Genomic DNA, 11,470 nt, shown 5'->3' with positions numbered 1-11,470 from the left:
TCGCACTCCCTGGGTGGTGGGTACCTGACCAGTGCACTCCCCAACAACTTTGCCCTGATTGTTAGGGGCTCTTCAGTGTGAAAAAAAGCCGTGAATAGCCAACGACCTGTAAACCTAGACCTAAGGACCATCAAACTCCCAGTCACTGCTTACACGTCCATTCTTCACCGAATCTCCGGAATCATCCTCTTTGTCAGCCTGGCCATCATGCTTTATGCATTGGACAAGTCGCTCGACTCGGAAGAAGGCTTCGGTCAGGTGAAAGCGTGTCTGACCAGTCCGCTAGCCAAGCTAGTGATTTGGGGCATCCTGTCCGCCTTGCTGTATCACCTGGTTGCCGGTGTGCGCCATTTGATCATGGACATGGGCATCGGCGAGTCGCTTGAAGGCGGCAAACTGGGCTCGAAAATCGTTATCGCCGTTTCCGTGGTGGTAATCGTTCTGGCAGGAGTTTGGATATGGTAACTAACGTCACGAACCTGTCCCGTTCGGGCCTCTATGACTGGATGGCACAACGTGTGTCTGCGGTCGTTCTCGCGGCTTATTTCATTTTCCTGATCGGATACGTCGTCGCCAACCCTGGCATCGGCTACGCCCAATGGCATGAACTGTTCGCAAGCAACTGGATGCGTATTTTCAGTCTCCTGGCCCTCGTTGCCCTCGGCGCTCACGCCTGGGTCGGCATGTGGACCATCGCGACCGACTACCTGACGCCAATGGCGTTCGGCAAGTCCGCAACTGCAATACGTTTCCTTTTTCAGGCGGTATGCGGCGTTGCGATGTTCGCTTACTTCGTCTGGGGTGTGCAGATTCTCTGGGGTATCTGATTCATGTCTACTACAGTTAATACGCTTTCGTTCGACGCCATCATCATTGGCGGCGGCGGTGCTGGCATGCGCGCTGCGCTGCAACTGGCACAAGGTGGTCACAAGACTGCCGTAGTTACCAAGGTTTTCCCGACTCGTTCGCACACCGTATCCGCCCAGGGTGGCATCACCTGCGCCATCGCCTCGGCAGATCCGAACGATGACTGGCGCTGGCACATGTACGATACCGTCAAGGGTTCCGACTACATCGGTGACCAGGACGCTATCGAGTACATGTGTTCCGTAGGCCCGGAAGCCGTTTTCGAACTCGAGCACATGGGTTTGCCGTTCTCCCGTACCGAACAGGGCCGCATCTATCAGCGTCCGTTCGGCGGTCAGTCGAAAGACTTCGGTAAAGGTGGCCAGGCTGCACGTACATGCGCCGCTGCCGACCGTACTGGTCACGCACTGCTGCACACCCTGTACCAGGCCAACCTCAAGGCTGGCACCGTATTCCTCAACGAATACTACGGTGTGGATCTGGTGAAGAACGAAGACGGTGCCTTTGTCGGCATGATCGTCATCTGCATCGAAACCGGCGAAACTTCCTACGTACGCGCTAACGCCACCGTATTGGCGACTGGCGGTGCAGGTCGTATCTACTCGTCCACCACCAATGCCCTGATCAACACCGGTGACGGCGTCGGCATGGCTCTGCGTGCTGGCGTGCCGGTACAAGACATTGAAATGTGGCAGTTCCACCCGACCGGAATCGCCGGCGCCGGTGTGTTGGTGACTGAAGGTTGCCGCGGTGAAGGCGGTTACCTGATCAACAAGCACGGCGAGCGTTTCATGGAGCGTTATGCTCCGAACGCCAAAGACCTTGCAGGTCGTGACGTTGTTGCCCGTTCGATGGTTAAAGAAATCATCGCCGGCAACGGTTGCGGTCCGGATGGCGACCACGTAATGCTGAAACTCGATCACCTCGGTGAAGAAGTTCTGCACAGTCGTCTGCCAGGCATCATGGAACTGTCCAAGACTTTCGCCCACGTCGATCCAGCCGTGGCGCCGATTCCGGTCGTTCCAACCTGCCACTATATGATGGGCGGCGTTGCCACCAACATTCATGGCCAGGCAATCACCCAGGACGCCGACGGCGTCGACCAGATCATTCCTGGTCTGTTCGCAGTGGGCGAAGTGGCCTGCGTATCGGTTCACGGTGCCAACCGTCTGGGTGGCAACTCGCTGCTCGACCTGGTGGTATTCGGCCGTGCGGCCGGTCTGTTCCTGGAGCAGACCCTGAAAGAAGGCGTTGATTACGCTCGTCCTCGCCAGTCCGACATCGACGCAGCCCTGGCTCGTCTCGATGGCCTGAACTCGCGTACAGAAGGCGAAGACGTCGCCACTCTGCGTAAAGAACTGCAAAGCTGCATGCAGAACTACTTCGGTGTATTCCGTACCGGTGAATACATGCAGAAGGGTATTGCCCAGCTGGCTGACCTGCGTGGCCGTATCGCCAACGTCAAGATCAACGACAAGAGCCAGGCGTTCAACACCGCTCGAATCGAAGCCCTGGAACTGCAAAACCTGCTGGAAGTGGCCGAAGCCACCGCCATCGCTGCAGAGATCCGCAAAGAGTCCCGCGGCGCTCACGCCCGTGAAGACTACGAAGATCGCGACGACGAAAACTGGCTGTGCCACACCCTGTACTTCCCGGGTGACAAGCGCGTGACCAAGCGTGCCGTGAACTTCTCGCCGAAAACTGTTCCGACTTTTGAACCTAAGATTCGGACTTATTAAGGGTGGCCGCCATGTTGCAAGTCAGTGTTTATCGCTACAACCCTGATCAGGACGCTGCGCCGTTCATGCAGGAATTCCAGGTCGACACCGGTGGTAAAGACCTGATGGTGCTGGACGTGCTGGCCCTGATCAAAGAGCAGGACGAAGGTTTCTCCTATCGTCGCTCTTGCCGTGAAGGTGTTTGCGGTTCCGACGGCATGAACATCAACGGCAAAAACGGCCTGGCCTGCGTCACGCCGCTGTCTTCTGTCGTAAAAGGTAACAAGCTGATTGTTCGTCCGCTGCCAGGTTTGCCGGTTATCCGTGACCTGGTCGTCGATATGAGCATCTTCTACAAGCAATACGAGAAGGTTAAGCCATACCTGCAGAACGACACGCCGGCTCCGGCCATCGAACGTCTGCAGACCCCGGAAGAGCGTGAAAAGCTTGACGGTCTGTACGAGTGCATCCTGTGCGCTTGCTGCTCGACCTCTTGCCCGTCCTTCTGGTGGAACCCGGACAAGTTCCTGGGCCCGGCTGCACTGCTGCAAGCGTACCGCTTCCTGGCAGACAGCCGCGACACCAAGACTGCCGAGCGTCTGGCTTCGCTGGATGACCCGTTCAGCGTATTCCGCTGCCGCGGGATCATGAACTGCGTCAACGTCTGTCCGAAAGGCCTGAACCCGACTAAGGCCATCGGTCACGTGCGTAACATGCTGCTGCAAAGCGGCGTGTGATTCAGCTGTAATTGCAAGACCGCTGTACCCGTAGATGCTACGGCGCAGGCTTCAACCGGCGCCGTAGTTTTAACCTGGGCAGCAGCTTACAAGGCTGCGGCTCTTATTTTGAAGAAATGAGACAAGCAGGGGCATCCGGGCTGGTACCCGGACTATCAGCGTGATCCTAAGTGGCTTGTTTTGGTCGCTGCATTCGGACTTCTGCAAGTTTGCTCGGTGTCGACGCCGGTGGTGTTCCCCTAACCGAGGGTGACCAAGCATGCAAGAAAGCGTGATGCAGCGCATGTGGAACAGCGCCTACCTTTCAGGTGGAAACGCTGCCTATGTGGAAGAGCTTTATGAGCTCTACCTGCACGACCCTAACGCTGTGCCAGAAGAGTGGCGCACCTACTTTCAGAAGCTGCCTATTGACGGCAGCTCTGCCACCGATGTTTCGCACTCCACAATTCGCGATCATTTCGTCTTGCTGGCAAAGAACCAGCGCCGCGCCCAACCGGTTTCCGCCGGCAGCGTGAGCAGTGAGCACGAGAAGAAGCAAGTTGAAGTGCTGCGATTGATCCAGGCCTACCGTATGCGTGGCCACCAGGCAGCCCAGCTTGACCCGCTGGGGCTGTGGCAGCGTCCTGCACCTGCAGACCTGTCGATCAATCATTACGGCTTGACCAATGCCGATCTTGATACGACCTTCCGTGCCGGCGACCTGTTCATCGGCAAAGAGGAGGCGAGCCTACGCGAAATTCACGAAGCGTTGCAGCAGACATATTGCCGCACCATCGGCGCTGAATTTACGCATATCACCGATTCCGAGCAGCGCCAGTGGTTCCAGCAGCGTCTGGAAAGCGTGCGTGGTCGTCCGACGTACTCCGCCGACATCAAGAGCCACCTGCTCGAGCGCGTCACCGCCGGCGAAGGCCTGGAAAAATACCTGGGCACCAAATACCCGGGTACCAAGCGTTTCGGCCTGGAAGGCGGCGAGAGCCTGATTCCGATGCTCGACGAGTTGATCCAGCGTTCCGGTTCCTACGGCACCAAGGAAATCGTTATCGGCATGGCCCACCGTGGCCGTCTGAACGTGCTGGTCAACACCTTCGGCAAGAACCCGCGCGAGCTGTTCGACGAGTTCGAAGGCAAGAAGAAGGTCGAGCTGGGTTCCGGTGACGTTAAGTATCACCAGGGCTTCTCGTCCAACGTCATGACCACCGGCGGTGAAGTTCACCTGGCGATGGCCTTCAACCCGTCCCACCTGGAAATCGTATCTCCAGTGGTCGAGGGTTCGGTTCGCGCCCGTCAGGATCGTCGTAACGACCCTACCGGCGAGAAGGTACTGCCGATCTCCATCCACGGTGACGCGGCATTCGCCGGTCAGGGCGTGGTGATGGAAACCTTCCAGATGTCGCAGACCCGCGGTTTCAAGACCGGCGGCACCGTGCACATCGTGATCAACAACCAGGTCGGTTTCACCATCAGCAACCCGCTGGACTCGCGTTCCACCGAGTACGCGACCGACGTTGCGAAAATGATCCAGGCGCCGATCCTCCATGTGAATGGTGATGATCCGGAAGCCGTATTGTTCGTGACCCAGTTGGCCATCGACTACCGCATGCAGTTCAAGCGTGACGTGGTAATCGACCTGGTCTGCTACCGTCGTCGTGGCCACAACGAGGCCGACGAGCCAAGTGGCACCCAGCCGATCATGTATCAGCAGATCACCAAGCAGCGCACCACCCGTGAGCTGTACGCCGATCGTCTGACCCAGGGCGGTGTACTCGACGCAGAGCGTGTTCAGGCGAAAGTCGACGAATACCGCAACGCGCTGGACAACGGCCTGCATGTTGTAAAAAGCCTGGTCAAAGAGCCGAACAAAGAGTTGTTCGTGGACTGGCGTCCGTATCTGGGCCACGCCTGGACCGCGCGTCACGACACGCGTTTCGATCTGAAAACCTTGCAGGAACTGTCCGCCAAGCTGCTGGAAATCCCGGAAGGCTTCGTGGTTCAGCGCCAGGTCTCGAAAATCTACGAAGACCGTCAGAAGATGCAAGCCGGCGGCCTGCCGATCAACTGGGGTTACGCCGAAACCATGGCGTACGCGACCCTGGCGTTCGAAGGTCACCCGATTCGCATGACGGGTCAGGACATCGGTCGCGGCACGTTCTCGCACCGTCACGCTGTCTTGCACAACCAGAAAGACGCGGGGACCTACGTCCCGCTGCAAAACCTGTACAAGGGCCAGCCACGTTTCGACCTGTACGATTCGTTCCTGTCCGAAGAAGCCGTGCTGGCGTTCGAATACGGTTACTCGACCACCACGCCTGAGGCGCTGGTGATCTGGGAAGCCCAGTTCGGCGACTTCGCCAACGGTGCCCAGGTGGTTATCGACCAGTTCATCACCAGCGGCGAGCACAAGTGGGGCCGTCTTTGCGGTCTGACCATGCTGCTGCCGCACGGTTATGAAGGTCAGGGGCCGGAGCACTCGTCGGCGCGTCTGGAGCGTTACCTGCAACTGTGCGCCGAGCACAACATTCAGGTAGCCGTACCGACCACGCCGGCCCAGATCTACCACTTGCTGCGTCGTCAGGTGATTCGCCCGCTGCGCAAGCCATTGATCGTTCTGACTCCGAAGTCGCTGCTGCGTCACAAACTGGCCATATCGACCCTGGAAGATCTGGCCGAAGGTTCGTTCCAGACCGTGATCCCGGAAATCGATGTTCAAGACCCGAAAAAGGTCGAGCGCATTGTTCTGTGTAGCGGCAAGGTCTACTACGACCTGCTGGAAAAACGCCGTGCCGAAGGTCGTGATGACATCGCCATCGTGCGTATCGAGCAGCTGTACCCGTTCCCTGAGGACGACTTGAATGAAGTCCTGGCTCCGTACACCAACCTCAAACATATCGTTTGGTGTCAGGAAGAGCCGATGAACCAGGGTGCCTGGTACTGCAGCCAGCACCACATGCGCCGCATCGTGGGCAATCACAACAAGGCACTCGTTCTCGAGTACGCCGGCCGTGATGCTTCTGCTGCACCTGCTTGTGGTTATGCATCGATGCACGCTGAGCAGCAGGAAAAACTGCTGCAAGACGCCTTTACTGTTTAACGCCTTCGCGCACCTGAAACCGAATTTAAGGACCCACAGATAATGGCTATCGAAATCAAAGCCCCCACTTTCCCGGAATCGGTTGCCGATGGCACCGTTGCCACCTGGCACAAAAAACCGGGCGACGCTGTAAAGCGTGACGACCTGATCGTCGACATCGAAACCGACAAGGTTGTGCTGGAAGTGTTGGCTACCGCTGACGGCGTGCTGGGCGCTATCGTCAAGAACGAAGGCGACACCGTTCTGTCCGACGAAGTGCTGGGCTCCATCGAAGCGGGCGGCGCTGCTGCCGCTCCAGCTGCTGCCGCGGCTCCGGCTGCTGCACAAGCTGCTGCGCCAGCCGCCGAAGGCGAAGACGATCCTGTTGCTGCACCGGCTGCTCGCAAGCTGGCTGAAGAAAACGGCATCAACATCGCTTCCGTTGCCGGCACTGGCAAAGGCGGTCGTGTGACCAAGGAAGACGTGGTTGCAGCCGTTGCTGCCAAGAAAGCTGCTCCGGCTGCCGCGCCTGCCAAGGCTGCTGCTCCGGCTGCCGCTGCTCCTGTGTTCGCCGCTGGCGACCGCATCGAGAAGCGCGTTCCGATGACCCGCGTTCGCGCTACCGTGGCCAAGCGCCTGGTAGAAGCCCAGTCGAACATGGCGATGCTGACCACCTTCAACGAAGTCGACATGACTGAAGTCATGGCCCTGCGTTCGAAGTACAAAGACCTGTTCGAGAAGTCCCACAACGGTGTGCGCCTGGGCTTCATGTCGTTCTTCGTCAAGGCTGCCACCGAAGCGCTGAAACGCTTCCCGGCTGTCAACGCGTCGATCGACGGTGCCGACATCGTTTACCACGGTTATGCCGACGTCGGCGTGGCTGTTTCCAGCGACCGCGGCCTGGTTGTACCGGTTCTGCGTAACGCCGAACTGATGAGCCTGGCTGAAATCGAAGGCGGCATCGCCACCTTCGGCAAGAAGGCTCGCGACGGCAAACTGTCGATGGACGAAATGACCGGCGGTACGTTCACCATCACCAACGGTGGTACCTTCGGTTCGATGATGTCGACTCCGATCGTCAACCCGCCGCAAGCGGCCATCCTGGGCATGCACAACATTCTGCAGCGTCCTATGGCGATCAACGGTCAGGTCGTGATCCGTCCGATGATGTACCTCGCTCTGTCCTACGATCACCGTCTGATCGATGGCAAAGAAGCTGTGACCTTCCTGGTTACCATCAAGAACCTGCTGGAAGACCCGGCTCGTTTGCTGCTGGATATCTAAAAAGCAGCTGCAAGCTGCAAGCTGCAAGCCTCAAGCGCAAAACATGCGAATGGGCTTCAACTTGCAGCTCGCGGCTTGAAGCTTGCTGCTAAAAGGGAACCTTTTTTATGACTCAGAAATTCGACGTGGTAGTGATTGGCGCGGGCCCTGGCGGCTACGTGGCTGCCATTAAAGCAGCGCAGCTGGGCCTCTCCACTGCCTGCATCGAGAAATACACCGACAAGGAAGGCAAACTGGCCCTCGGCGGTACTTGCCTGAACGTCGGCTGCATTCCATCCAAGGCGCTGCTGGACAGCTCCTGGAAGTACAAGGAAGCCAAAGAAGGCTTCGCGATCCACGGCATCAATCACGCTGGCGTAACCATGGACGTGGCGGCAATGGTTGGCCGTAAAGCCAACATCGTCAAAGGCCTGACCTCTGGCGTTGCCACCCTGTTCAAGGCGAACGGCGTCACTTCCCTGCAAGGCCACGGCAAGCTGCTGGCTGGCAAGAAAGTCGAGCTGACCAAGCCAGACGGCACCGTTGAAATCATCGAAGCCGAGAACGTGATTCTGGCTTCGGGCTCGCGTCCGATCGACATTCCACCGGCTCCGGTTGACCAGAACGTCATCGTCGATTCGACCGGCGCGCTGGAATTCCAATCCGTTCCCAAGCGTCTGGGCGTAATCGGCGCTGGCGTCATCGGTCTGGAACTGGGTTCTGTCTGGTCGCGTCTGGGTTCGCAAGTGGTTGTCCTGGAAGCGCTGGAAAAGTTCCTGCCAGCCGCTGACGAAGCCGTTTCCAAAGAAGCCTTCAAGACCCTGACCAAACAAGGTCTGGACATCAAGCTGGGCGCTCGCGTTACCGGTTCCAAAGTGAACGGCGACGAAGTCGTGGTGAACTACACCGATGCCAACGGCGAACAGAACATCACCTTCGACAAGCTGATCGTTGCCGTTGGTCGCCGTCCAGTGACCACCGAACTGTTGGCTGCCGACAGCGGTGTGAACATCGACGAGCGCGGTTTCGTATTCGTTGACGACCAGTGCACCACCAGCGTACCGGGCGTTTACGCGATCGGTGACGTGGTTCGCGGCATGATGCTGGCGCACAAGGCGTCCGAAGAAGGCATCATGGTGGTTGAGCGCATCAAGGGCCACAAAGCCCAAATCAACTATGACCTGATCCCGTCTGTTATTTATACTCACCCGGAAATCGCGTGGGTCGGCAAGACCGAGCAGGTATTGAAGGCTGAAGGCGTTGAAGTTAACGTTGGCACCTTCCCGTTCGCAGCCAGTGGCCGTGCCATGGCAGCCAACGACACCGGCGGTTTCGTGAAAGTCATTGCTGATGCCAAGACTGACCGCGTATTGGGCGTCCACGTGATTGGCCCGAGCGCTGCAGAACTGGTTCAGCAGGGCGCGATCGGCATGGAGTTCGGCACCAGCGCTGAAGACCTGGGCATGATGGTTTTCTCCCATCCGACCCTGTCTGAAGCCTTGCACGAAGCTGCTCTGGCTGTGAATGGCGGCGCCATCCACATCGCCAACCGCAAGAAGCGTTAAGACAATAAGAAACCACGGCGGTATGGCCCGTCGTGAGCCTTGCATGCAAGACTCACCGCGGAATATCCGCTGGACGCAGTCTTGCGTAGCTGCACCGGTTGTCCGGAAAGGCTACGCAAGCAGCAGTCACAGGTGGTGCGGCACTTGAACAAGTGCAGCACCGAATGCGCAGTACCTAACGAAGACGGTAATAAGCATGAATCTTCACGAGTATCAGGGTAAGCAGCTGTTCGCTGAGTACGGCCTGCCAGTATCCCAGGGTTTCGCAGTAGACACCCCGGAAGCAGCAGCAGAAGCTTGCGACAAAATCGGCGGCACCGAGTGGGTTGTCAAAGCCCAGGTCCACGCTGGTGGTCGCGGTAAAGCGGGCGGCGTAAAGCTGGTTCGCAGCAAAGAAGACGCCAAGGCATTCGCACAGCAGTGGCTGGGCAAGCGCCTGGTGACTTACCAGACTGACGCCAATGGCCAGCCAGTCACCAAGATCCTGGTTGAATCGTGCACTGATATCGCTAAAGAGCTGTACCTGGGCGCTGTCGTTGACCGTTCGAGCCGTCGCATCGTGTTCATGGCTTCCACCGAAGGTGGCGTGGACATCGAGAAAATCGCTCACGACACTCCAGAAAAAATTCTGAAAGCCACGATCGATCCACTGGTTGGCGCCCAGCCATTCCAGGGTCGCGAGCTGGCATTCCAGCTGGGTCTGGAAGGCAAGCAAGTTGCTCAGTTCGCCAAGATCTTCGTAGGTCTGGCCAAGCTGTTCAAGGATCACGACCTGGCTCTGCTGGAAGTGAACCCGCTGGTGATCAAGGCTGACGGCGATCTGCATTGCCTCGACGCCAAGATCAACATCGACGCCAACGCCATGTACCGTCAGCCTAAGCTGAAGACTTTCCACGATCCGTCGCAAGACGATCCGCGCGAAGCGCACGCTGCCAAGTTCGAACTGAACTACGTAGCGCTGGAAGGCAACATCGGTTGCATGGTCAACGGTGCTGGCCTGGCCATGGGTACCATGGACATCGTCAACCTGCATGGCGGCAAACCAGCCAACTTCCTCGACGTGGGCGGCGGTGCTACCAAAGAACGCGTTACCGAAGCGTTCAAGATCATCCTGTCCGACACTAACGTCGCTGCAGTATTGGTCAACATCTTCGGCGGCATCGTTCGTTGCGACATGATTGCCGAAGGCATCATCGGCGCTGTGAAAGAAGTCGGCGTGAAAATCCCGGTTGTTGTTCGCCTTGAAGGCAACAACGCTGAGCTGGGCGCTAAAGTACTGGCAGAAAGCGGTTTGAACATCATCGCTGCTACCAGCCTGACCGACGCTGCTCAACAAGTCGTTAAAGCTGCGGAGGGCAAATAATGAGCGTCCTGATCAATAAAGACACCAAAGTTATCTGCCAGGGTATTACCGGTTCGCAAGGTAGTTTCCACACCCAGCAAGCCATCGAATACGGCACCAAGATGGTTGGCGGCGTAACTCCAGGCAAAGGCGGCACCGAGCACCTGGGCCTGCCAGTGTTCAACACCGTGAAAGACGCTGTAGCTGCCACTGGCGCTACCGCCAGCGTGATCTACGTTCCGGCTCCTTTCTGCAAGGATTCGATCCTGGAAGCCGCTTTCGGCGGCATCAAGCTGATCGTCTGCATCACCGAAGGCATTCCTACCCTGGACATGCTGGACGCTAAAGTTAAGTGCGACGAGCTGGGCGTAGTCCTGATCGGTCCTAACTGCCCAGGCGTGATCACTCCAGGCGAATGCAAGATCGGCATCATGCCAGGTCACATTCACTTGCCAGGCAAGGTCGGTATCGTTTCCCGTTCCGGCACCCTGACCTACGAAGCTGTGAAGCAAACTACTGACGCCGGTTTCGGTCAGTCGACTTGCGTCGGCATCGGTGGTGACCCGATCCCGGGTTCGAACTTCATCGACATCCTGAAGCTGTTCCAGGAAGACCCGAAGACCGAAGCGATCGTCATGATCGGTGAGATCGGCGGTTCGGCTGAAGAAGAAGCGGCTGCCTACATCAAGGCACACGTGACCAAGCCGGTTGTTTCCTACATCGCTGGTGTGACTGCCCCTGCGGGCAAGCGCATGGGCCATGCTGGCGCAATCATCTCTGGCGGCAAAGGCACTGCAGACGAGAAGTTTGCTGCCCTGGAAGACGCAGGTGTTAAAACCGTGCGTTCGCTGGCAGACATCGGCAAGGCATTGTCCGAGCTGACCGGTTGGGCGATCAAATAAGCCTCG

9 protein-coding genes are annotated in these 11,470 nt (G+C 57.9%); all 9 read left to right on the top strand.

What is annotated here, in order from left to right; all coding sequences use genetic code 11:
- Window positions 1–90 precede the first annotated feature (90 nt).
- Window positions 91–465, top strand: coding sequence for a succinate dehydrogenase, cytochrome b556 subunit (sdhC, locus tag FBY01_RS03245; RefSeq protein WP_010456855.1), 375 nt, complete (start codon window positions 91–93; stop codon window positions 463–465).
- On the top strand, window positions 459–827 hold the full coding sequence (gene sdhD, locus FBY01_RS03240; RefSeq protein WP_007945134.1) for a succinate dehydrogenase, hydrophobic membrane anchor protein: 369 nt from the start codon (window positions 459–461) through the stop codon (window positions 825–827). Before sdhC ends, sdhD begins: the two co-directional genes overlap by 7 nt.
- 3 nt (window positions 828–830) lie before the next feature.
- Window positions 831–2,606: a succinate dehydrogenase flavoprotein subunit gene (sdhA, locus tag FBY01_RS03235; protein WP_008032662.1), complete on the top strand. Its 1,776-nt coding sequence runs from the start codon at window positions 831–833 to the stop codon at window positions 2,604–2,606.
- Between the two features lie 11 nt (window positions 2,607–2,617).
- The gene (locus FBY01_RS03230; RefSeq protein ID WP_010456852.1) at window positions 2,618–3,322 is read left to right on the top strand and encodes a succinate dehydrogenase iron-sulfur subunit; all 705 of its coding nucleotides are present in this window, start codon (window positions 2,618–2,620) and stop codon (window positions 3,320–3,322) included.
- Window positions 3,323–3,581: 259 nt separating this feature from the next.
- Window positions 3,582–6,413 (top strand): 2-oxoglutarate dehydrogenase E1 component, encoded by a 2,832-nt coding sequence (locus tag FBY01_RS03225; protein ID WP_102595535.1) that lies wholly within the window; start codon window positions 3,582–3,584, stop codon window positions 6,411–6,413.
- Window positions 6,414–6,455: 42 nt separating this feature from the next.
- Complete coding sequence (gene odhB / locus FBY01_RS03220; RefSeq protein WP_010456848.1) at window positions 6,456–7,676, top strand: 2-oxoglutarate dehydrogenase complex dihydrolipoyllysine-residue succinyltransferase; 1,221 nt, start codon at window positions 6,456–6,458, stop codon at window positions 7,674–7,676.
- Between the two features lie 107 nt (window positions 7,677–7,783).
- Window positions 7,784–9,220, top strand: a complete 1,437-nt coding sequence (gene lpdA, locus FBY01_RS03215) for a dihydrolipoyl dehydrogenase (RefSeq protein WP_010456846.1) — start codon at window positions 7,784–7,786, stop codon at window positions 9,218–9,220.
- A 196-nt stretch (window positions 9,221–9,416) separates the two neighbouring features.
- Window positions 9,417–10,583 (top strand): ADP-forming succinate--CoA ligase subunit beta, encoded by a 1,167-nt coding sequence (sucC, locus tag FBY01_RS03210; RefSeq protein ID WP_008148602.1) that lies wholly within the window; start codon window positions 9,417–9,419, stop codon window positions 10,581–10,583.
- The gene (gene sucD, locus FBY01_RS03205) at window positions 10,583–11,464 is read left to right on the top strand and encodes a succinate--CoA ligase subunit alpha (protein ID WP_008148605.1); all 882 of its coding nucleotides are present in this window, start codon (window positions 10,583–10,585) and stop codon (window positions 11,462–11,464) included. Before sucC ends, sucD begins: the two co-directional genes overlap by 1 nt.
- Window positions 11,465–11,470 lie beyond the last annotated feature (6 nt).

The sequence above is a fragment of the Pseudomonas sp. SJZ077 genome, from assembly GCF_007993905.1.
Lineage (GTDB): Bacteria > Pseudomonadota > Gammaproteobacteria > Pseudomonadales > Pseudomonadaceae > Aquipseudomonas > Aquipseudomonas mandelii.
Note: the sequence above shows the minus strand (reverse complement) of the source record. Positions and strands in the feature narration are given on the sequence as shown.